The 23,696-nt window shown below is 29.0% G+C and carries 22 protein-coding genes and 1 tRNA gene; 7 read left to right on the forward strand and 16 right to left on the reverse strand.

What is annotated here, in order from left to right; genetic code table 11:
* Window positions 1-28: 28 nt before the first annotated feature.
* From IPM32_04430 to IPM32_04460, 7 genes are all read right to left on the reverse strand, one after another.
* Window positions 29-1,936, reverse strand: coding sequence for a T9SS type A sorting domain-containing protein (locus tag IPM32_04430; protein MBK8944501.1), 1,908 nt, complete (start codon window positions 1,934-1,936; stop codon window positions 29-31).
* 140 nt (window positions 1,937-2,076) lie between these two features.
* Window positions 2,077-2,700 carry a protein-tyrosine-phosphatase gene (locus tag IPM32_04435; protein ID MBK8944502.1) on the reverse strand — a complete coding sequence of 208 codons (624 nt, stop codon included), beginning with the start codon at window positions 2,698-2,700 and terminating at the stop codon, window positions 2,077-2,079.
* Window positions 2,701-2,828: 128 nt separating this feature from the next.
* Window positions 2,829-3,623, reverse strand: a complete 795-nt coding sequence (arsM, locus tag IPM32_04440) for an arsenite methyltransferase (GenBank protein ID MBK8944503.1) — start codon at window positions 3,621-3,623, stop codon at window positions 2,829-2,831.
* A gap of 17 nt (window positions 3,624-3,640) precedes the next feature.
* Window positions 3,641-4,009: a DMT family protein gene (locus IPM32_04445; GenBank protein MBK8944504.1), complete on the reverse strand. Its 369-nt coding sequence runs from the start codon at window positions 4,007-4,009 to the stop codon at window positions 3,641-3,643.
* Window positions 4,010-4,031: 22 nt separating this feature from the next.
* Window positions 4,032-5,063: an ACR3 family arsenite efflux transporter gene (arsB, locus tag IPM32_04450; protein MBK8944505.1), complete on the reverse strand. Its 1,032-nt coding sequence runs from the start codon at window positions 5,061-5,063 to the stop codon at window positions 4,032-4,034.
* Between the two features lie 29 nt (window positions 5,064-5,092).
* Window positions 5,093-5,437: a winged helix-turn-helix transcriptional regulator gene (locus tag IPM32_04455; protein ID MBK8944506.1), complete on the reverse strand. Its 345-nt coding sequence runs from the start codon at window positions 5,435-5,437 to the stop codon at window positions 5,093-5,095.
* Window positions 5,438-5,503: 66 nt separating this feature from the next.
* Entirely contained in the window at window positions 5,504-6,046 is a 543-nt protein-coding gene (locus tag IPM32_04460; protein MBK8944507.1) for a helix-turn-helix transcriptional regulator, read from the reverse strand.
* 396 nt (window positions 6,047-6,442) lie between these two features.
* Between IPM32_04460 and IPM32_04465 the strand changes: the two genes are divergently transcribed.
* Both IPM32_04465 and IPM32_04470 read left to right on the forward strand, forming a co-directional pair.
* Complete coding sequence (locus IPM32_04465; GenBank protein ID MBK8944508.1) at window positions 6,443-6,748, forward strand: hypothetical protein; 306 nt, start codon at window positions 6,443-6,445, stop codon at window positions 6,746-6,748.
* 9 nt (window positions 6,749-6,757) lie between these two features.
* On the forward strand, window positions 6,758-7,417 hold the full coding sequence (locus tag IPM32_04470) for a hypothetical protein (protein MBK8944509.1): 660 nt from the start codon (window positions 6,758-6,760) through the stop codon (window positions 7,415-7,417).
* On the opposite strand, the gene IPM32_04475 is transcribed toward IPM32_04470, so the two are convergent.
* On the reverse strand, window positions 7,390-8,661 hold the full coding sequence (locus tag IPM32_04475; protein MBK8944510.1) for a galactokinase: 1,272 nt from the start codon (window positions 8,659-8,661) through the stop codon (window positions 7,390-7,392). The two genes, IPM32_04470 and IPM32_04475, sit on opposite strands and share 28 nt — an antisense overlap.
* An 18-nt stretch (window positions 8,662-8,679) precedes the next feature.
* Window positions 8,680-9,699 carry a UDP-glucose--hexose-1-phosphate uridylyltransferase gene (locus tag IPM32_04480; GenBank protein MBK8944511.1) on the reverse strand — a complete coding sequence of 340 codons (1,020 nt, stop codon included), beginning with the start codon at window positions 9,697-9,699 and terminating at the stop codon, window positions 8,680-8,682.
* A 150-nt stretch (window positions 9,700-9,849) separates the two neighbouring features.
* Here IPM32_04480 and IPM32_04485 point away from each other — a divergent pair.
* Window positions 9,850-9,922 (forward strand) — tRNA-Lys (locus IPM32_04485).
* 33 nt (window positions 9,923-9,955) lie between these two features.
* On the opposite strand, the gene IPM32_04490 is transcribed toward IPM32_04485, so the two are convergent.
* The 7 genes from IPM32_04490 to IPM32_04520 all read right to left on the reverse strand — a co-directional run bounded on the left by IPM32_04490 (window position 9,956) and on the right by IPM32_04520 (window position 18,921).
* Window positions 9,956-10,612 (reverse strand): TrkA family potassium uptake protein, encoded by a 657-nt coding sequence (locus IPM32_04490; GenBank protein ID MBK8944512.1) that lies wholly within the window; start codon window positions 10,610-10,612, stop codon window positions 9,956-9,958.
* A 3-nt stretch (window positions 10,613-10,615) separates the two neighbouring features.
* Window positions 10,616-11,992: a hypothetical protein gene (locus IPM32_04495; protein MBK8944513.1), complete on the reverse strand. Its 1,377-nt coding sequence runs from the start codon at window positions 11,990-11,992 to the stop codon at window positions 10,616-10,618.
* 6 nt (window positions 11,993-11,998) lie between these two features.
* Window positions 11,999-14,110 carry a M3 family metallopeptidase gene (locus tag IPM32_04500; GenBank protein ID MBK8944514.1) on the reverse strand — a complete coding sequence of 704 codons (2,112 nt, stop codon included), beginning with the start codon at window positions 14,108-14,110 and terminating at the stop codon, window positions 11,999-12,001.
* Window positions 14,111-14,253: 143 nt separating this feature from the next.
* On the reverse strand, window positions 14,254-15,714 hold the full coding sequence (gene glgA, locus IPM32_04505; protein ID MBK8944515.1) for a glycogen synthase GlgA: 1,461 nt from the start codon (window positions 15,712-15,714) through the stop codon (window positions 14,254-14,256).
* A gap of 43 nt (window positions 15,715-15,757) precedes the next feature.
* Entirely contained in the window at window positions 15,758-17,815 is a 2,058-nt protein-coding gene (locus IPM32_04510) for an acetate--CoA ligase family protein (GenBank protein ID MBK8944516.1), read from the reverse strand.
* Between the two features lie 8 nt (window positions 17,816-17,823).
* A complete protein-coding gene (locus IPM32_04515; protein ID MBK8944517.1) occupies window positions 17,824-18,042 on the reverse strand; it encodes a hypothetical protein in 219 nt (72 codons plus the stop codon).
* 183 nt (window positions 18,043-18,225) lie between these two features.
* Entirely contained in the window at window positions 18,226-18,921 is a 696-nt protein-coding gene (locus IPM32_04520; protein MBK8944518.1) for a hypothetical protein, read from the reverse strand.
* A gap of 316 nt (window positions 18,922-19,237) precedes the next feature.
* On the opposite strand from IPM32_04520, the gene IPM32_04525 reads away from it, so the two are divergent.
* From IPM32_04525 to IPM32_04540, 4 genes are read left to right on the forward strand one after another with little or no spacing between them, the layout of a single operon-like run.
* Entirely contained in the window at window positions 19,238-20,947 is a 1,710-nt protein-coding gene (locus IPM32_04525) for an amidohydrolase (GenBank protein ID MBK8944519.1), read from the forward strand.
* Window positions 20,934-21,881 (forward strand): 1-aminocyclopropane-1-carboxylate deaminase/D-cysteine desulfhydrase, encoded by a 948-nt coding sequence (locus IPM32_04530; protein MBK8944520.1) that lies wholly within the window; start codon window positions 20,934-20,936, stop codon window positions 21,879-21,881. The genes IPM32_04525 and IPM32_04530 overlap by 14 nt, the downstream gene beginning before the upstream one ends.
* Window positions 21,882-21,924: 43 nt before the next feature.
* Window positions 21,925-22,458, forward strand: a complete 534-nt coding sequence (locus IPM32_04535; GenBank protein MBK8944521.1) for a DUF2911 domain-containing protein — start codon at window positions 21,925-21,927, stop codon at window positions 22,456-22,458.
* Entirely contained in the window at window positions 22,459-23,679 is a 1,221-nt protein-coding gene (locus IPM32_04540; protein ID MBK8944522.1) for a 4-hydroxy-3-methylbut-2-enyl diphosphate reductase, read from the forward strand. It begins immediately after the preceding gene.
* Window positions 23,680-23,696: the final 17 nt, after the last annotated feature.

Here is a 23,696-nt window from a genome sequence, read left to right on the forward strand (position 1 = left end):
GGTTTTATAATTTTATTTTAGCAAGTTTTTATTTCATTAAAATCATTTTTTGAGTTTTACTAAAGTTATCAACTTGAAGTTTATAAAAATAAATTCCGCTTGGAAGACTATTTCCATCAAAATTTACTTCATAATTACCCGAATTTTGTTTTTCATTTACTAAAGTCGCAATTTCTTTTCCTAAAATATCAAACACAACTATTTTTACATTAGACGTTTCACTTTTCAAGTTTGACGGAATACTATATTTTATTGCTGTAACTGGATTAAACGGATTTGGATAATTTTGTGATAAATTAATTTCTTTCGGAGCAGAAATATTTACTTCAATTTCATCTGAATATTCGAATTTTCCATCAATATCAATTTGTTTTAATCTGTAAAAATATTTTCCGGCAATTTTTAATGATTGATCTTCATAAGTATAATATTTTGGCGAATTGCTGTTCCCATTTCCTTCAACAAATCCAACTTTTTCCCATGTTAAATTCTTACTTCTAATTTCAGATTTCTTTTTTTCAATTTCAAAACCATAATTATTAACTTCTGTTGCTGTTTCCCAATTTAGAAGAATTTTATTTTCCTCAACATTTGCAGAAAATGAAGTTAACTCAACCGGAAGCGGTGAAGTACTTTCAAAAATTATTGCTCTCATTTCATAATCTTTTGAAAAAGTGCTCCAATTTGTTCCGTTAAAAGAATATGATCTTCCGTGCGAATTATTGCTAACAACCATGTGAACAGAGTTCGTTGGAACTGTATATCCTATGAAAAAATCATTTTGTAAATCATGAAGTTCAGAATAATTTCTTAGATCAATTTTAGTAAACGGAAACGGATTATCTAAAGTTGCTTCCGGAGTTACAGAAAACGGAGTAATTAAATCGGCTCCCGGAACTCCGTTATTATTGCTCCAAACATGAAACAACATATTTCCATTTGACAAATTTGTGTCTCGGTAATTTCTGATTAAAACCGTAACTAATCTTCCATACATATTTGTAGGAACTGTAATTTTAACCGCAACAGCTGCTGTTCCAGTAGTTGTTGCAACTGCATCAACAATTCCATCATCGTAAGCTAAATAAGTTCCAGAAATGTATTCATATTTTGGAGCTGATGTTGTATCTGTTTGATTTTGTGAAATTGCATTATCAACAGCTTTAATTTTGTAAGAAATTTTTGATCCGGGATTTTGTACCGGAATTGTAAAAGAATAATTATTTCCGCTTGAGTTTACTCCCGAAACTGAAGTTGGACCAACGCCATCAACAAAATAAAAAAGAGTTGCTGAATTTATTCCGGAAACATCTGTAATTTCTGCAATTACATTATTTACATCTTGCATTCCTTCATAAAATTGAGGTCCATTATGTACAATTAACGGTGGAGAATTATCAATTGTTGAACCCAAAATTTCTACATCATCAATATAAATTCCATCGGCAACAACATATTGATCGCTATAAAATCTAAAACGTATTTTCACATTTGAATATCCGGCAAAGGTTCCAATATTAAAAATATATTTTTGCCATGTTGATGAAACTCCCGTAAATTCCGTAAGTTTTACATAACTTGTTCCGTTATCTTTCGAAATTTCGATATAAATATAATCAAACGCATTTTCCAAATTGTATTTCGACCAAAAACTAAATTCCGCACCTTGATAACTGCTTAAATCAATATTAATTGATGTTGCAGAAGTGTTTTGCATATTTGCATAATTTCCGGTGGGACTTTCGGCTAATGAATGAGAAGCTGAATTATAATTGGAAGTTGTTAATCCCCAACTTCCGGTTAAAACCCAATTTGAAGTTCCGGAGCTGAAATTATCTGTAAACACTTGAGTTTGTGCAATAATAGTGTGCGATATTATAAAAAATAAAATTGCTAAATATTTAAATTTGCTAAAATTTAAAATTGATTTTTTCATATGCTTTTACTGGTTATTTGATTATTAAATTACAATAGATGTACCAGTAAAAAATGTGTGATTTTAAGAGAAATTCGAACGAATTGTTTTATTAAAATGTTATAAATTGAATTATGTGTTTCAAATCACAACAACATATTTTATATTTTTTGCGATAAATTTTGGAAAACAAATAACATCTCTCGGGCAATTTCACTGCATCTTTCCAAATATTTTGATTCTTCCAATTCTGTATCATCAAACTTTTTGGGATCTTCATATCTAATTGGAAATCTCTTTTCTGCACCAAATACAACGGGACAATTTTCATCTGCATCAGAGCACGTCATAATTGCTGCAAAATTATTTTGCGGATTGTTCGAATCTGAGTAAATTTTTGAAAAACATTTTATAGTTTCGGAATTTTCCGAATATTTTATTAAATAAGCTGGATTTTCGGTTTTATCACTGTTAATAATTTCAAAACCAATTTGTTTAAGTGTTTTTATTGCTCTTGGATTAAAAGCTGTAACTTCTGTTCCGCCGGAAAAGCAATTAATATTTTCTATTCCGTAAAAGTCAGAAGCAACTTTTGCCCAAATTTGAGCAAATTGACTTCTTCGTGAATTATGCGTACAAATGAAAATTAAATTGCTATTTTCTTTATAATTTTGTTTTTGTAAAATATAATTTACAAAATCATTTAACAAATCTTTTCTTTGATCAGAAATTTGGTAAAATTCTTGAGTTAAAGAGTTTAAGTAATTTTCTATTTTTGAAAACATATTAAATTTCCTTTTCAAAGATTCATATAAATTCTGTTACAAATTAATTTTTTTATTCAACATTTTTGAGATTTCTCAATCTTCTTGTAATCTTTAAATTTTGCAATCCGCTTGTTAATGGATGTAATTTATTTTTTATAACCAACAACTGTTATGCTAAAAATTCCAATTTCATTATTTCTAAATATTTTTATTTCTTCATCATTTAAATAATCAATTAAAACTTTATCCGGTAGTTCAATTACTTTTGTTTTCTTCACTTCAATATTTTCAAATCCGGTTTTTGAAATTATTCCCAAATAATCTTCTTGCTGAATTGCGCCGGCAACACAACCCGCATACATTTCCGCAGATTTTTTTAATTTTTCCGGAAGATTTCCTTTTATCACAATATCAGAAACACAAAAATGTCCGCCGGATTTTAACACTCTAAAAATTTCAGAAAATGCTTTTTCTTTATTTGGAACTAAGTTTAAAACACAATTACTGATTACTACATTTGCGGAATTATTTTCCAAAGGAAGATTTTCAATTTCACCTAATTTGAATTCAACATTTTCAAATCCCAGTTTTGCCTTATTGGCATTAGCTTTTGCAAGCATTTCTTCAGTAAAATCAATTCCTATTAATTTTCCTTCTTCACCGACAAGTGGTCTTGCAACGAAAATATCATTTCCGGCCCCGCAACCTAAATCAACAACAATATTACCCTTTTTAATGCCCGCAAATTCTGTTGGAACTCCGCAACCCAAACCCATATCAGCATCTTTTACATATCCATCAAGATTTGAATAATCATCTTGCATCATGCTGTAATCAATAACTTTTGATTTTTTTCCGCCGCAGCAACATCCGGAATTTGCAACTGCAATTTCCGCATATTTATTTTTTACGGAATCTTTTATTTCTGTTTCGTTATTCATAATTTCTCCTAAAATTTTTATTTCTTAAAAATGAAGTAAACAGCCAAAACCAAAAATATAAATCCAATTACATGATTTGTTCTAAATGTTTCTGTTTTAAATAACAAAAGTGAAAACAATGTAAAAACCACAAGTGTAATAACTTCTTGCAGAACTTTTAATTCAACTAAACTAAATGAGCCGCCATTTCCGTTGTAACCGATTCTATTTGCAGGAACTTGAAAACAATATTCAAAAAATGCAATTCCCCAGCTGATTATAATTACTGTAAAAAGTCCGAAATTTTTAAATCCATCCATTTCTTTAAATTTCAAATGTCCATACCAAGCAAACGTCATGAACGTGTTTGATGCAGCAAGTAAAAGTATTGTGTAAATGGAATTCATAAATTTCCTATAAACATGATATTTATATAAAATATTTTTTCTTAAAATAGAGTGATAAATTTACCAAAGAAATTAGTATCGGAACTTCAACAAGCGGACCAATAACTGCAGCAAAGGCTTCACCGGAATTTATCCCAAATACTGCAATTGCAACTGCTATGGCTAATTCAAAATTATTGCTTGCAGCTGTAAAAGAAAGTGTTACCGAAATTTTATAATTTGCTCCAATTTTTTTGCTGATGAAAAACGAAGCGAGAAACATTATTATAAAATAAATTATTAGCGGAATAGCAATTCTAATTACATCAAAAGGAAGCTGAACAATATATTCTCCTTTGAGAGAAAACATTACAAATATTGTAAAAAGCAATGCAATCAATGTTATTGGAGAAATTTTGGGAATGAATTTTTTTTCGTACCAGTCTTTGTTTTTTATTTTTAACAAAAAATATCTTGTTAACATTCCGGCAAAAAATGGAATTCCCAAATAAATAAAAACACTTTCTGCAATTTGTCCAATTGTAATATCAACCGCAAAAGTTTGAAGACCAAACCAAGATGGCAAAATTGTTAAAAACACATAAGCATAAATTGAAAAGAACAATACTTGAAATATTGAGTTGAATGCTACAAGTCCGGCAGCATATTCTGTATCACCGTTTGCTAATTGATTCCACACAATTACCATTGCAATGCATCTTGCTAAACCAATTAAAATTAAGCCCGCCATATAATTTGGAAAATCATGCAAAAAAATTATTGCAAGCAGAAACATTAAAATTGGTCCAATCAACCAATTTTGAACAAGAGAGAGAATTAGAACTTTTACATTTTTAAAAACATCGGGAAGTTCTTCATAATTTACTTTTGCAAGCGGCGGATACATCATTAAAATTAAGCCAATAGCAATGGGAATATTTGTTGTACCAATGCTGAATGAATCCCAAAATTTCGCAAAGTTTGGAAATAAATAACCGGAAAAAACACCTAAAAGCATTGAGAGAAAAATCCACAACGTTAAGTATCTATCTATAAATTTTAATTTTGTTTTCATAATATTTCGTTAGTTAGCGTAATGACTTATTAATTACAACAAATAATATTTCTATCCAAACAAGAAATTTGCTTTTTGTCTTCAATTATTATTATTTCATCATTAATCCAAAAATCAAGCTGAGATAAAATTGCAGAAATTCTAACATCTTCCGGTTTAAAATTAATTTGATAATTTACCCATTTACCAGCTTTTTGTTCAATAATGAAGCCGGCTTCTTTAAGAATTTTTAAATGTTGGGAAACTGTAGAATTTGCTAATTTTAACAATTCTCTAATTTCACAAACGCAGAGAATTTTTGTTTGAAGCGCTTTTAATATCCGCAAACGATTTACATCAGAAAGAGCTTTGAATATTTTTGTTTTGTCGTTCATTTACATTTCGTTAGTTACCGAAATATAAATGATAATTATAATTTTGTCAATATTAAAAATCGCAATTTATGAATGAATTGATTTTCCCAGCCAATAACCAAAATTTAAGTTATCCTCAAATCCGTCAATTTGATAAATAACTCCCAACGTTGCGCCAATTGTTGCATTTTGAATCATAAATTCATCTTGCGAATTAATATTCATGACAACAATTTCTTTGCAAATTTTTGCAATTTTAGAATAAGACGGTTTAGTATAATCATCAGAAAGTTTAATTAACATTTTCCAATCTTTTTCATTAATCAATAATTTTCCACTGCTAACCAGAAAATTTGAGTAATTAGATTTTAGTAAATTTTTAAGTGAGTAAAATCTCTGCTTATTCATTAGAAAAAATTCATCGTTAATTTGCAGAGCAGATTTTAGTTTAAGTAGTGAATCTAAGGTTGGATTTGCAGTTCCACTTTCAATTGTTGAAAGAATAGGTCTGGTTATTTTAGTTAGTTTCAATAAATCTTCATGATTTAAATTTATTGATTTGCGTGCAACAAAAATAATTAGAGCAATTTCTTCTTTAATTTTCGCTAAATTTTGTTTTAATTCTTCCATAATGTAAATTATATTTTACTAAATTAATGTAATATTAAAATTATATAATTATTTAGACAATTTGAAATTTTATAATGTATAATGATTTTATTTTTAATTTACAGCATTTAGTAATATTGTATTGATAATTCAGAAAACAGTAATTTTAAGAATTTAAACAATTCTATTTCTTAAAAATAATATTAACAAATTACATTGTTTTCAAAATAATTTCGATTTGTAAAATATATTTTACAATAGTGCAGATAATTATCATTTAAGATAAATATTATAATCATTAGATCAAATTTAATTTTTTACAAAATTCAAAAAGGAAAATTTAAAATAAAAAAGAATGTTCTTTAAAAATTCGAAAAAAAATTGCATCTTAAATCACCAATTAAAAGTGGAGGAAATATGCAGAAATCAGTATTTGCAGAAGTTCATAATCATAAAATTGAAAACGAACAGTTTGAGAAATACAGAAAAAATAGTAGAGAAAAGGGAAAAAGATTTAAAAATCATTTTCCGATTGAAACATTTGATGTAAAGCAAGTTTTAGATTTAGTTTCTAAATCAAGTGTTGTTCGTTTGGGAATTGTGCAAGGTGTGGATGATAAAGGTCAAAAAATTTCAATGCTTGCCGCATATAATTCAAAAGGTGTAATGGTTGGAAAAGGTTTACAAACCGGCGATCCATGTCCCCCGCCAAAATGCGAATAGGATTTTAAAGTGCCAGAATATTTATCGTTACTTCGCGAATTAAGTGTAAATTCAATTTACGCACTTGCTGTTTTGGTAATAATTTTACTTTTTGTAAAAGGAAAAATCGTAAATCAAGAATTCAAGTTTGTTTATTATGTTTGGCTTCCTATCGCTGTAATTACACAATTTTTAATGACGTATTACCGAGTTATTTTAGGTAATTCAAATCTTCCGATAATGAATTTCTATTTAATGATTGAGTTTACACTTTTCGTAATTATTCTTTTACAAGTGAAGAAAAATATTTTTGGAAAAAAAATAAATTTTAAAATATGGGGATTTATAATCTTAATTGGTTTAGCTCTTCATCTAATTGATAAATTAGACACAATTCACTCTGCGGCAATGTTGTTTGTTGCAATAATTTATTTTCAACTATCAGTTAATAGTATTGATTTAGAAAGAATTGATGAGTTGCTGAAAAATCCGTTTACAGTTTTAAATATTACAATTTTTGTAAAGGCATTTGGATATTCATACTTTTTGATATATCAAACGGATTATACTTTTCCGCTTAGTATTTACAGCGGAGTAAATTTTCTTGTTCAAATATTATTTGCACTAACTTTGATAATGTATTACAAAAATCTTAATAAAAATTATAACATTAAAACAGAACCAAATTGACGAATACTTATAATGTTTACTGAATTTTCGCCGAATATTTTTTCCATAATTTTCTGATAATCTTTAACATTTTTTTGAGGTAGAAAAACTTGAATTGTTCCGGCAAAACCTCCACCGTGAACTCTGCAAGCTCCTTCACCAATTTCCTCTAAAAAATTTTCTGTGATTGCCAAAGCCAATGAAATGGGCTGTTCTTCAACATTTTTATTTGAATAAATATTTTGAAGGAATTTGTAAGATGAGCTCCCAGATTGTTTTACCAAATTTAAAAATTGATTTAAGTCATTATTTTCCAGCGATTTTATTTGTTCATCAACTCTAATGTTTTCGGTTAAAAAATGAAATGCGCGCAAAATTGATCTATCGTTTATAGATTTTCTTAATTCATTAATATTTTCTAAAAATTGATTCAAACTAATTTCCGAACATTTTTCTTTATTAAAAAAATTAGCGACTTCTTTCATTTCATTTGGAATTGCCGAATAATCATCCGTTAAATTTTGATGAGTTCCGCCGGTATCAACAACAATTAATTTATATCCAAAGTCCTCTAATTTAAAATTAACTTTATGAATTACCGGATTTTTATTATCAACAAAATCTATTTTAATAATTCCGCCAACAGCACACGCGGTTTGATCCATTAGTCCGCATGGTTTTCCAAAAAATTTATTTTCTGCAAATTGACCAATCTGAGCAATAACGAAATCGGGAATTTCATTATTGTTATATAAAAAATTTAGAACTGAACCAATTGTAACTTCCACCGATGCTGATGAACTTAACCCGGAACCTTGTAAAACATTGCTTGTGAGCACGGAATTAAATCCACCTATTTTAAAACCACGAATTACAAATTGTGCAGCAATTCCACGAATCAAAGAATTTGTTGTTCCAATTTCATTTTCGTGCGGAGAAAGATTGTTTAAATCAACTTTAAATATTTCATCATATTTATCAGATTTTATAGAAATAATATTTTCTGATTTTGCAAACGCAATTACCGTATCTAAACTTATGCTTGCGGCAATTACCTTTCCGCCGTTGTGGTCTGTGTGATTTCCGCTTAATTCAGTTCTTCCGGGCGTACTAATTATTGAAATATTTTTTTCTTCACCAAATATATTTTCAAAATTTTCTAATAATCTTTTATATCGTTCAATTTGATAATTAATTTCATCAACTTGATTTTCATAAATATTAGTGAAATTATTTTTTAGTATTTCAAGAATTTCAGATTTCATTTTAATCCAAATTTTTAACTATAATTTTCTTAACAAATCTGCAGCACTTTCCGCCGTAATATCCCTTTGCGGATTTGCAAGCATTTCATATCCAACCATAAATTTTTTAATTGTAGCCGAGCGCAATAACGGCGGATAAAAATGCATGTGTAAATGCCATTCTTTGTGAAGTTTTCCATCGGTTGGTGATTGATGAATTCCCGCAGAATATGGAAACGACACATTAAATATTTTGTCATATTTTGTTGAGAGAACTTTTATACTTTCCGCAAAATCTGTTTTAGTTTGTTCATTAAATTCCAATAAATTTGTTATGTGATTTTTCGAAATAATCATTGTTTCAAACGGCCAAACTGCCCAAAAAGGAACAACAATTATAAAGCTGGAATTTTCAAAAAAGATTCTCTCTTGTTTTTCAATTTCTATTTTTATGTAGTCTTGTAAAATTGTTGATTTGTGAACTTCGTAATATTTCTTAAAATTATTTTGTTCTTTTTGTGGTTCCATGGGAATTGTATGCTGCGCCCAAATTTGTCCATGCGGATGCGGATTGCTTGCGCCCATTACGGAACCTTTATTTTCAAAAATCTGCACATAATTTATTTCATTGTTATTTCCAATTTCCTCATATTCATTTTGCCAAGTTGTTACTACATTTTTTATTTCATCCAAATTCAGTTCAGTTAATGTTTTGTTATGGTGAGGAGAAAAACATACAACTTTACAAATACCATTTTCACTTTCTGCTTTTACCAAATTATTGATATTAAGAGTTTCCCTTTCACTATTCATTGTAAGCGAGCTGAAATCATTCACAAATACAAATGTGTTATGGTAATCGGGATTTTTTTCACCGTTTGATCTTGAATTATTTGGGCACAAATAACAAGTTGGATCATATTTCGGTTTTTCAATTTGCGAATGAGTTTCATTTTGTCCTTGCCAAGGTCGTTGAGTTCTATTTGGCGAAACAAGAATCCACTCATCTGTCAATGGGTTATATCTTCTGTGTGTATTTTTCAAATTAATGCCGGAAATTTAAATGAGTATTTAAAAATCTCAAAAATTTATGATGAAAATATAATTTTATTTCAGCTAAGATTGAGGAGAAAACTTTGAGAGATTTTGAGAAATGTAAATTTCAAACTTTCATTTTTTTGATTAACAGAATTTCCGTATTTTTGCACCGCACCCTTAGCTCAGCTGGTAGAGCAGTTGACTCTTAATCAATTGGTCGGGGGTTCGAGTCCCCCAGGGTGCACATTAAAAACCCTCTTTCTGAGGGTTTTTATTTTCATGTTAAATCATCTTGCAAAGCACTTATGCTTCTATTATCTCCAATAATATAAAGTATGTCGCTATCCTTAAAAACAAATTCTCCATCTGGAATTACAACTCGCTCGGGAATAATTTCTCGCACCATTGAAATTTGAACTTTGTATTTTTTTCGTAAATCAACTTCTTTTAATTTTTTACCAATCCATTCACGTGTAGGACTAACTTCAATTAAACTAAAACCTTCTGTAAGCGGAATAAATTCTAAAAAGTTTGGTGAAGCAATTGTATGCGCCATTCTAATTCCCATATCTCTTTCGGGAAAAATTATTCTTGTGGCACCTATTTTTTCTAATATTTTTGCATGATCTTCATTTATTGCTTTGGCAATAATTTCACTAATTTTTAATTCTTTCATGTATAAAGTAATTAAAATACTTGTATCCATTTTGCTTCCAACAGAGATGATAACCGTATCAAAATCTGCAATTCCAAGTTGGATTAAAAAATTTTTATCTCGCGCATCACCAATTACTGCTTTTCTCACAAACGGTTTTACTTGATTGACTAATTCCGGTTTTAAGTCAATTGCCATGATGTTAAAACCGTGTTCATTTAGTGCTTCGCACAAATAATAACCAAAACTGCTTAATCCTATTATTGCTATGTTTTTCATTTTTTATCCTACTAAAATATTATCTTCTGCATATCTGATATCAACTACTTCTTTTGAACCAACAAGTGAAGCAATTGTAAGCGGACCAACTCTTCCGGCAAACATTAAAATTATTAAAACTAATTTTCCATAAATTGATAATGATGCTGTAATTCCAGTCGATAAACCAACCGTACCAAAGGCAGAAACTGTTTCAAAAAATAATTGCATAAATTCATCACTGTTCGAATTAAAAGGAATATTTTCCATTTCGGTAATTGTTAAAACAAAAGATGAGATTACAATTATTGTAATTGCAAATGCTAAAATAATTACAGTTTTTGAAATTACTTGAAAAGGAAGACTTGTAAATTTTAGATTAACATTTCGGGAATCTTTTACTCTTGAACGAATGAATGCAATAATAACTGCAACCGTTGTTGTTTTAACACCGCCTCCCGTGGATGCTGGTGAAGCCCCGATAAACATTAAAGTAATAATCGCAAATATGGAAGGCATAGAAAAATTATAAATATCAATTGTATTAAAACCTGCTGTTCTTGACGTGACCGAATGAAAAATTGAAGTCATAATTTGTGTTTTCAAATCCATTTCTTTTAATGCAACATTATGATCAAAGATGAAAATTAAAATTCCTCCTATCAGAATTAAAAATAAAGAAACTTGCAAAACAACTTTTGTATGTAATGATAATTTTCTGAGCCCGTGCTTTTTCCCAATTGAATTTTTTAATTCGTACAAAACAATAAACCCAATTCCTCCAAGAAAAATTAATACTGATATAACAATGTTGATAAAATAATCCGATTGATATTCAACCAAATTTGTTGCAAAGTTACTAAATCCAGCATTGCAAAATGCTGATATTGAGTGAAAAATTCCGGCAAAAAGTGCATCATAAAACGGCATGTAAAAATTAAATCTAACCGTTAATAATATTGCACCAATTGATTCAATTACAATTGTATAAATAAATACAGATTTAAGTAATGATTTTAAATCCCTAGTATTAAAAAAAGAAATTGTTTCTTGAATTATTTCACGGCTGCCAATTCCAAATTTTCCTTTAAGAAAAAATAGAAAAAGTACGGAAAAAGACATTACGCCTATTCCGCCTAATTGCATTAAAGCTAAAAGAATAATTTTTCCAATAAGTGAAAATTTTGTTGCTGTATCAACAACCGTTAATCCGGTTACACATGTTGCAGAAGTAGATGTAAAAAGAGAATCAATAAAAGAAATGTCTTGTCCTCTTAAAGAAAACGGCTGCATTAAAAGTATTGCGCCAATCAACATTACAGCAATAAAAGAAAATACCAAAAATGCTTGCGGGCTGAATTTATGAACAAAACTATCATATAAATCTAAAAATTTCTGCATGTTATTTTAATTCAATCCTCTTTTATTTAGCAATGGATTTATTGATGGATCGGCACCTCTAAATTTTCTATATAATTCCATTGAATCTTCCGAACCACCAGATGCCAAAATAAATTGTCTATATTTTTTTGCTAAATCCGGATTATAAACATCGCCAGAATTTACAAAAGTATCAAACGCATCTGAATCTAAAACTGCCGACCAAATATAGCTGTAATATCCGGATGAATAGGAGCCGGAAAAAATATGTCGGAAATATGTACTTCTGTAACGTGGAATAATTTCGCTTATCAAACCAATTTTACTCATTGACTCTTTTTCAAATTGATCAACATTAATATTTTTTTCTTCAGAAATTGTATGCCAATCCATATCCAAAAATGATGCGGCTAAATATTCTACGGTTTCAAATCCTTGATTGAACAATTTTGCATTTTCTAATTTTTTGATTAATTCATCCGGAATTATTTCTCCGGTTTTAAAATGTTTTGCATAAGTTTTTAAAACATCGGGATGCAAAGCCCAATTTTCCATTACTTGAGATGGAAACTCAACAAAATCTCTCGGGGTTTCAGTTGCTGCAACAGATTCGTAAGTACAGTTTGAAAGCAATCCGTGAAGTGCATGACCAAATTCATGAAATAATGTATTAACTTCATCTAAACTTAATAGCGCCGGTTTACTGGAAGTTGGTTTGGAAAAATTTCCAACATTATAAATTATGGGCGAAATCATTTTTCCATCTTTTTTAAATTGCCTGCGGAATTCATCCATCCAAGCTCCGCCGCGTTTGCTTGCCCGCGGAAAATAATCCGTGTATAAAATTCCAATATGATTTCCATCTTTTTCTTTCACTTCAAAAACTTTTACATCGGGATGATATTTTGGAACATCATTTCTTTCTTCAAATTGAATTCCCCATAATTTTGTTGCTAATCCAAAAACTCCGTTAATTACATTTTCCACTTTGAAATACGGGCGCAATTGTTCTTCATCCAAATCATATTTTGCCTTTTTTACTTTTTCTGCATAAAACCACCAATCCCAAGCTTCCAACTGAAAATTTTTTCCTTCGGCAAAAATTAATTTCTGCATTTCGTCTCTTTCAGTTGTGGCTCTTTTCAATGCCGGTTTCCAAAGTTTATTTAGCAAATCATATACATTTTCGGGAGTTTTTGCCATTTGTTCTTCAAGCACAAATTCAGCATGATTTTTGTATCCAAGAATTTTTGCTCGTTGCAATCTTAAGTTTGCAATTTTTATAATTAAATTTTTATTATCGAGAGAATCGTTATTATCACCTTGCATAAAATAAGCTTTGTAAATTTTTTCTCTAAGATTTCTTTTTGTAGAATATTGTAAAAACGGAATCATGCTTGGCTTTTGAAGTGTAAAAATCCATTTATTTGGTTTACCATTTTCTTTTGCGGTTTCTGCTGCGGTGGAAATTACACTTTCCGGAAGTCCTTCCAAATCATTTTTATCTTCAATTATTAACTCAAACTTATTTGTTTCCTTTAAAACATTATCACCAAATTTCAGATTAAGCAAAGCCAATTCTTCATTTATTTTTCTGAATTCAATTTTTTGTTTTTCATCTAAATTTACTCCGCCGCGAACAAAATCTTTATAATATAATTCCAATAATTTTTGCTGTTCCGTATTTAAATTAAATTTTTCTCTGTTATCATAAACATCTTTCACTTTTGCAAATAACTTTTCATTTAGATTAATATCATCTTCATGTTTTGTTAAAACCGGAGTAATTTCTTCAGATATTTTTTGAATTTCTTCACTGCTCATCGATTCTTCCATTGCAGAAAAAATTCGATTCACTTTTTTCAGTAATTCACCGGATTGATCCAAAGCAACAATTGTATTTTCAAAATTTGGTTTTTGGGAATTATTAATAATTAGCAGAATTTCTTCATCGTGAATTTTTAACGCTTCTTTATACGCCGGCAAATAATGATCATTTTTAATTTCATCAAACGGAGGAGTTCCAAACGGAGTTTTCCATTCGGTTAAAAAAGGATTTTCTTCTTTCTCTGTTTTTGTATTTTGATTGCAAGCTGAAATTAAAAGTAATGAACTAAGAAAAATCATAATTCTCCCAATAAACATTTTCTCTCCAAAAAATGATTTAGTAAATAATTTAGTGTGGTTAAATTAAGAAAATAAAGTGAATTTTGATGATTAATGAAATCTAAATAGATCTCCTTAAAATTGAATTTGTCGTAAATCAATACGTATATTTCAAATTATTTTGCCAATGTCTTTTTATATAACTCAACATATTTCTTTGCAGAAGTTTCCCACGAATAATCTTTTATCATACCGTTCATTTGTATTTGATGCCAAACAGGTTTATTGTGAAAATCATTAATTGCTCTTTTTATTGCATGAATAAAAGCATTTGCGGAATATTCATAAAAAGAAAATCCATTTCCAATCGATTGCCCATATTCATTAAATTCATTCCAATCTTGCACAGTATCTGCAAGTCCACCTGTTTTTCTAACAACCGGAACTGTTCCATATTTCAATGAATAAATTTGATTTAAACCACATGGTTCATACTGCGAAGGCATTAAAAAAATATCTGCACCTGCTTCAATTTGATGTGCGGCTTCTTCACTATAACCGAAATATGCACCAATTTTATGTGGAAAATATTGAATTGCATCTCTAAAAATATCTTCATAATATTTTGATCCGCTTCCCAGTATAACAATTTGTGCATCGAGATTAAGCAATTGTGGAAGTGCTTCTACTAAAATATCTACCCCTTTTTGTGAAACCAATCTTGATACAATTCCCATTAATGGAACGTTTGGATTGAATGGCATTTCTAATTTACTTAATAAAAATTCTTTGTTTTTTATTTTACCACTTAAATCATTCATCGAATATTTATGCGGAATATATTTATCAACTTCAGGATTCCAAACTTCATAATCAACGCCGTTTATAATTCCGTAATAATCATTATATCTTTGCAATAAATAATTATACATTCCGGCACCATATTCCGGAGTGAGTAATTCCTTTGCATAAGTTTCGCTTACAGTATTTATTACATCCGAAAATAAAATTGCTGCTTTCAAAAAGTTTGAATCATTTTCGTGAACTAAAACCCCATTGTTATCAAAAAGATATTTTGGCAATTCTGCGCGCTTGTAAGATTCCAAAGAAAATCTTCCTTGGTAACCAATATTGTGAATTGTAAAAACCGTTTTTGTTTTATGAAATAAACTATCCCAACTGTAATTTTCTTTTAGAAAAACCGGCAGTAATCCGGTTTGCCAATCATTTGCGTGAACAATATCCGGCGCCCAGCCCAGCTTTTGCATAATTTGAATTACGGCTTTTGAGAAAAGAATAAATCTTTCATCTTCATCCCAATCTTCCGTATATATTTTGCTTCTGTGATAAAAATTTGGATAGTGCACAAAATACGCATCAACATTTGAGTGGGGAAGTTTTCCATAAAAAACGTGAACGCTATGCTGATAACCACCAGTGGAAATTTTCATTTCACCAATTAAGCTATCATAATGATGACCATATTCATGTTCATTCACTTGATAATATTTTGGCATAAAGACTTTAACTTCATGACCTAATTTTGCTAATTCAATTGGCAAAGTTCCGCTCACTTCTCCAAGTCCGCCGGTTTTAGCAAACGGAATTATTTCACTTGATGCAAATGCTATTTTCATAAAATTATCTTTTTTTGTTTTGCAAAAATAATGATTTAAATAATTAATCTTCCGATTTTATTCTAACGTCAACAGCAAATAAATTATTTTGTTCATCAACAATAATTGGATTAAAATCAAACTCCAAAATTTCTTCATTTTCAATCAACATTTTTGCAGACGAATAAATTAAACTTTTCACTTTTTCCAAATCAATACTTTTTTCACCGCGCACGCCTTTTAAGATTTTTCCAATTTTCGTATTCTCAATAATTTCAGACATATCATTTTCATTTAAGTATGCAGATTTAATTTTCGTATCTTCAAAAACTTCAACGTACTTTCCGCCGGAACCAAATATTATTATTGGTCCAAATGATGAATCTCTAAATCCACCGATTAGCAATTCGTGTTTGGTTTTTATAAATGACTGAATTAAAAATTTTTCAACTTCAATATTATTTTTTTTGAATGATGATATTATTTCATCAATTGCAGATTTTAATTCTTCATAATTTTTGATATTCAATTTCACAGCATTTAATTCAGATTTGTGAATTGCCTTATCAGATATACCTTTAACAACAATTGGAAATGTAAATTTAGAATTTACAATTTCTGTTTCATTCAATAATTTTTGTTCAACAATTGGAATTTTATATTTCTTACAAAGTTCGAAAATTTTATTTTGATCGAGAAATTTTCCTTCAACGGTCGTATTTATAAAATTATTTTTCTTTCCGGCAAAATCATATTTATTGTTTTTCTTTTCTTCAAACAATAAAATGTTGGAAATTATTTCTGCCGGATCTTCTGGATTTCTGAAAATCGGCAATTTATATTTTGATTCAGATTTATACTTTTCCCAAAACTCTGGCAAAGGCATACAAACTTGATAAATTGGTTTTTCTGACTTTATGGAATTTACAGATTCAATAACTTCAAATGCATTTACCATTACGGGTTCTACAAAAATTGAAATTACCGCATCTACATTTTCATCTTGAAGAATTACTTCAATTACATTTTTATAACTTTCCGGATTGCCGCCGGGTAGTAAATCTATTGGGTTATTTACACTTCCTTCCGGATGAACAATTTCTCTTAATTTAATTTTTGTACTTTCTGAAATTTGAGCGAGATTTAAATTTCTTTCTTCTAATTTATCAACAGCTAAAATTGCGGGTCCGCCGGCGTTTGTGATTACCACAATATTTTTTCCTTTTGGAATTGAAAAATTCTCAAAACCCTTTGCTGCATTGAATAATTCACTTAAATTTTTTACTCGTATAATTCCAAATTGATTTAAAAGCGAATCAACAATTTTATCATTGCTGCTTAAAGCTCCAGTATGCGAACTTGCGGCTTTCATTCCGGCTTTGGTTTTGCCGGCTTTTAAAATTATAACCGTTTTTTTTGTTTTTGCAGAATTTAAAATATTTAGAAATTCGAAACCATTTTCAAAACTTTCCAGATACATTGTGATAACTTTAACAGTGTCATCCTCAAGCCAGAATTGAAGTATATCGTTTTCAGAAACATCGGCTTTATTTCCTACACTAATAAATTGTGAAAACTTAATATTTGTTTCAGTTAATGAATTTAAAACCATTGCACCAAGTGCGCCGCTTTGTGAAAGAAATGAAATACTTCCGGGCTGCGGTTTTTCTCCAACGAATGTTGCATTTAGTTTTACATTTTCTAAAGTGTTGATTATGCCCATGCAGTTTGGACCAACCAATCTAATATTATTTTCTCTAACTTTTTTAAGAATTTTTGCTTCGTGAATTTTTCCTTCTTCGCCGGTTTCTTTAAATCCCGCAGTGATTAAAATTATTGATTTAATATTTTTTTCAATCAACTCATCAATTGATTTTTCCACAAATTGTTTTGGAACTACAATTATTGCCAAATCAATATTTTCGGAAATATCAGAAATTGTTTTATAACATTTAAATCCTAAAATGCTTTCTGATTTTGGATTTACGGGAAATATTTTACCGGTATAATTATTATCCTTTATCGATCTCAGAATTTCATAACCAATACTTTTTTCTTTAGATGAAGCTCCGGCAATGCAAATTGAATTAGGATAAAAGAAATTTTTAATTTCGGGATTCATAAAGTTTTCTATGAATTTATGATTGATTGAATTTTATCTAATCTGATTTTTACGTTATTTACTAACAAAAACTCGGCTTTGTTTTCGGAAAATATATTTTGAATTGTTCCTTCGATTTCTTCTGTCGATTGATTTTCGGTAAGATATTTTATTTTAACCTTTGATTTTGATAATGCGAGATTTTCCAATCGATCAAATAAATTGCAGCTTATTCTTTGATATTCCACAAACACTCCATTTTAACTTTTTAAAGTTATAAAGAGTATTTGTATTAAACATCTGCAAATTTCAAAATCTGTTTCAAATGTGGTTATTAAAATACACTCCCAAAAAGAGTAAGATTAAGAATAAGATTATGATTAAGAAATTTTAAAGTATTGCAAGATGTTGTTTGTGGTAATTTTTAAATATCAAAATAAAGACTTTATTCTAATCATAAAACCAAGTGAAATACTCACTGTTTCATACATTACAAAATCTTCTTTTAATAATTTTGAAGCAAAAATTATTTGTCCCTGAAATTTAAAATATGGTCCGCCTAATCTTTCAAATATTGCCGGCTCAAAGAAAATACTGCTTGGTTTTCCGGTAAATTCAAAGTTTTCAAATTTATATTTGGTGAATTCTAAATAAGCAAATCTAAATGCAATTCCTCCTTCAAAAAATTTCATTTTACTTCCTACATCGCCTTGAATAAACATTTTGTAAAATTCACCTTCGGCATAAGTTTTATCTTTCGAAAAAATATTATAATTATCCAATGCTGATGAATTTCCCAAACCGCCGCCACCAAAAATTTCTAAAACCATTGTCTCGTTGAATGGATAATAATATCCAAATGCTGTTTCATAATAATTGAGTTTATTCTGTGGATTATTTGCGTTTATTCTTTTTTTATCTTTTGCATTAATATTACTTTCACGATTTTCAGTATTTATTTGTACTGCAAAATTATCAAATATTGAATAAGCACCTTGAAAATTAATTCCATTTGTGCCGTAATTTGCATTAATTATTGCTTCGTCTTTTTTAGTAAAAAGTGGTACATTTACAATATTAGGAACGTAAATCGGAGCACATGAATTAGGTTTAATAGTGAAAAACACAATACAACTTTATGTTTTATTTTCATTTTGTTAATGTTTTTAGTAAAAAGTTTTTTATAAAATTCATTGTTTTATTAAAACTAAAAGACTTTTCATTAAGTCTAAAACCAGTGTTAAAAATAATTTTAATTATTAAAATTATGTTATTTCAATTTAAAAAAGTATTTAAAAAATTACTTGTCTTTGCCTTCCATACAGTAATAGAAACTTACAAGTCATCTAGTGGCTGATGAATATGAAATAAAACATATTTAGCATATTATTTGTTTTGATTATCTTGCAAATTAAAAATTCAAAAAGATAATTTGAGAAAAATATGTCGAGATTTATAAAATATATTTTGTTTACAATTATAATTTTTCAAATGACCAACTGCTCAAACAATAAAAAAATTGCGGATTTGGTTTTGTTGAACGGAAATATAGTTACGGTTGATTCCGCAAATGCTATTTCTCAAGCAATTGCAATTTCCGGAGATACAATTATTGCAATTGGAAAAAATGATGAAATAAAAAAATTAATCGGCTCATCAACAAAAGTTATTGATCTAAAAGGTCAAACTGCTATTCCGGGATTTATTGAAAGCCATGCACATTTTATTTCTACTGGTGAAGCTTTGCTGGAATTAGATTTATCAAACGCAAAAAATTGGGATGAAATAATTCTGCTTGCAAAAAATGCAGCGGAAAAATCTAAAATTGGCGAATGGATTATTGGAAGAGGATGGCATCAAGAAAAATGGAATTCAATTCCCGAAGATGCTGTTGAAGGCTTTCCCACACATAAAAAATTAAGCGAAGCTGTTCCAAATAATCCAATAATTTTTTCTCACGCAAGTGGACATGCAATTTTTGCAAATGCAAAAGCGATGGAAATTTCTAATGTTACAAATCTGACTCAAAATCCAGCTGGTGGAATAATAATAAAAGATAAAAATGGTTTTCCGACCGGAATATTTTTAGAAGATGCAGAAAAATTAATTACAAAAAAATACAATGAAGATTTGAACAAAAAATCTAAGCGAGAATTAAAAGATAAAATTAAAAAAGCAATAAAATTGGCAAATGAAGAATGCTTGAAAAACGGTATTACAACTTTTCACGATGCCGGAGAATCTTTTGAAAGTTTGAACATTATAAAAAATATGGTTGAAAATAACGAATTAGATATTCGTTTATATGTAATGCTCGGAGAAAATTATGTTGCGCTAAAAGATTCTTTAAGAAAATATTTTACAATCGGTTACGTAAATAATCATTTAACTGTCCGCTCAATAAAACTTTATATGGATGGAGCTTTGGGTTCGCGCGGGGCTTGGCTGCTTGAACCTTATTCGGATATGCCGAATCAATATGGAATGAATACAACAAGTTTGGATGAAATAAATTTAATCTGTAAAATTGCCGCAGAAAATGATTTTCAAATTTGTACTCACGCAATTGGCGATAAAGCAAATAGAGAAATATTAAATGTTTATGAAAATATTTTTAAAAATTATCCCGGCAAAAATTTTAGATGGAGAATTGAGCATGCTCAGCATATAAATCCAAATGATATTCCAAGATTTAATCAGCTTGGAGTAATTGCCGCAATGCAAGGAATTCATTGTACATCTGATGCGCCTTTTGTTGAAAAAAGATTAGGAAAAGATAGAGCAGAATCCGGAGCTTACGTTTGGAAATCTTTAATAAATTCCGGAACAATAATTTGTAATGGAACAGATTCGCCGGTTGAAAAATTAAATCCAATAAAAAATTTCCATGCAACCGTAACTAGAAAAACAAATGATGGAAATTTATTTTATGAAAATCAAAAAATGAGCAGATTGGAAGCTTTAAAATCTTACACAATTAACGGAGCTTTTGCAGCTTTTGAAGAAAATATAAAAGGAAGTTTAGAAATCGGGAAGCTTGCAGATATAACAATTTTATCTCAAGATTTGTTAAACATTTCCGATGACGAAATTCTAAATACTGAAATTATTTACACAATTGTTGGCGGTAAAATTCTGTATGAAAGAAAATGATATTTACGAAATAATCGAAAAAAATATTACTGAAGATGCAACCGTATTACAAAAAATTGAATTGCCGAATATTCAAAAAAATGTTAATGTATTTTTAAAACGCGAAGATTTAACACATCCGGTAATTTCCGGAAATAAGTGGAGAAAATTAAAATATAATTTAATTTACGCTAAAGAAAATGGATACAAAACTTTGCTTTCGTTCGGCGGAGCTTATTCAAATCACATTCATGCATTTTCTAAGGCGGGAGAACTATTTGGATTTAATACAATCGGAATTATTCGCGGTGAAGAAACTTTACCTTTAAATTCAACTCTTTCTTCAGCAAAAGAAAGCGGAATGAAAATAGAATATGTTTCAAGAACTGATTATAGAAAAAAACGTGAAAGTGATTTCATCGAAAATCTAAAAGAAAAGTTTGGTGATTTTTATTTAGTTCCCGAAGGCGGAACAAATAATTTAGCAATTAAAGGTTGTACGGAAATTATAAATAATATTAATATCGATTTTGATTATGTGGTTTCGGCATGCGGAACCGGAGGAACTTTATCCGGTTTAATTTGCGGATTAGACGGTAATAAGAAAGTTTTGGGAATTCCGGCTTTAAAAGGTGCAGATTTTCTTAACAATGAAATTGAAAATTATGTTTATAATTACACCGGAAAATATTTTAATAATTGGGAATTAAAACTTGATTTTCACTTTGGCGGTTTTGCTAAAATTGATAAACCTTTATTCGTGTTTATGCGTGAGTTTGAAAAAATAAATCAAATTAAAATTGAGCCAATTTATACCGCAAAAATGTTGTTCGCAGTAAAATCATTAATTGAAAATAATGAGATTACGGAACACTCAACGGTTATTGCTTTACATACCGGAGGTTTGCAAGGTAAAACCGGAATGCAACAAAAAATAAATAAAATTTTATCATAAATTATATTATAAAAAATATTTAAAAATCTAATTTGGAAGAATAATGAAATACTTAAATAAAATACTGTTAGCCCTTTTTGTGTTTAGTTTAACAATAATTGCACAAAATAATCCGCCAAGATTAAGTCCTAAATGTTATGTGGGACAAACAATTGGTTATACAAATGTAGAGATAAAATACGGATCGCCGGGAGTTAAAGACCGTAAAATTTGGGGCGAGCTTGTTCCTTATAATAAAGTTTGGAGAACTGGCGCAGACGAAGCTACAACTATTGAATTTGAAAATGATGTAATTATAAAAAATAAAATAATTCCCGCTGGAATTTATTCATTGTTCACAATTCCAAATGAAAAAGAATGGACAATAATTCTTAACAAAGTTTATGATCAATGGGGAGCTTTCAAATATGATCCGAAAGAAGATTTTTATCGATTTAAAACAACTCCAAAGCAAAATGAATTTACCGAAAGATTAAAATTTAGTTTCTATTATAAAGAACCTTATATTACTGAAGTTAGTATAAGATGGGAAAAAATAAAAGTAGCATTTGAAATAAATTCAGAAATAAAAAAGTAAATGAAAAATTTTGAAATTCCGGTTTATTATAAAAGCTCAATAATTCAGAAAATTAAAGAATTGAGAAAAAGTAAGGATCATTATAAAAAAGATTTTTCTCCAACAATTTTAAAATTTGATAATATCAAAATTTATTTAGCACGCCATTTCGGATTTTGTTACGGCGTAGAAAATGCTATAGAAATTGCATATAAAACAATTGAAGAAAATCCCGGTAAAAGAATTTTTTTGTTAAGTGAAATGATACACAATCCCGGCGTTAATGCTGATTTACAAACCAATGGAATTGAATTTATTCTTGATAATTTTGGAAACCAAATTATTGATTGGGATGAAATAACTGAAAATGATATTGTAATAATTCCCGCTTTTGGAACAACTTTAGAAACAGAAGAAATTTTACGCAATCGAAAAATTGATACTTTAAAGTATAACACAACTTGTCCCTTTGTAGAAAAAGTTTGGAAAAAATCTGATTTGCTTGGAAAGGAAAATTTCACCGTAATAATACACGGAAAAGCAAAGCACGAAGAAACCAAAGCAACTTTTTCACATGCAAAAGCAAATACGCCAAGCGTAATTATTAGAAATATTGAAGAAACGAAAATTTTATCAAAAATAATTTTAGCTGAAATTGATAAAAATGAATTCTACAAATATTTCGATGGAAAATTTTCTGTTGGATTTGATGTTGAAAAAGATTTGATTCAAATTGGAGTTGTTAACCAAACTACAATGCTGGCTTCAGAAACGCAAGATATTGCCGATTGCTTAAAAGATACAATGATAAAAAAATATGGCAGAGAAAATATTGATTCTCATTTTGCTGATACGAGAGATACTTTGTGTTATGCAACAAATGATAATCAGCAAGCTACAATTGAATTGTTAAAAGAAAATGTAGATTTGGCAATTGTCGTTGGCGGATATAACAGCTCAAATACATCTCACATTGTTGAATTGCTTGAAGAAAAATTCCAGACATATTTTATTTCTGATCAATCAAAATTAATTTCTAAAAAATTGATTAATCATTTTGATTACGGTACCAAAACAGAAATTTCTACCGAGAATTTTTTGCCGGAAAAAGAAATAATAAATATTATAATTACAAGCGGTGCATCTTGTCCGGATTCTGTTGTAGAAGCTGTGATGTTGAAATTACTAAGTTTTTATAATGTAGAAAATCCAATAGAAAAAATATTCTCTCAATATAGTTAACAAAAGACTCAATAAAA

The organism is Ignavibacteriota bacterium (assembly GCA_016716225.1).
Lineage (GTDB): Bacteria > Bacteroidota > Ignavibacteria > Ignavibacteriales > Melioribacteraceae.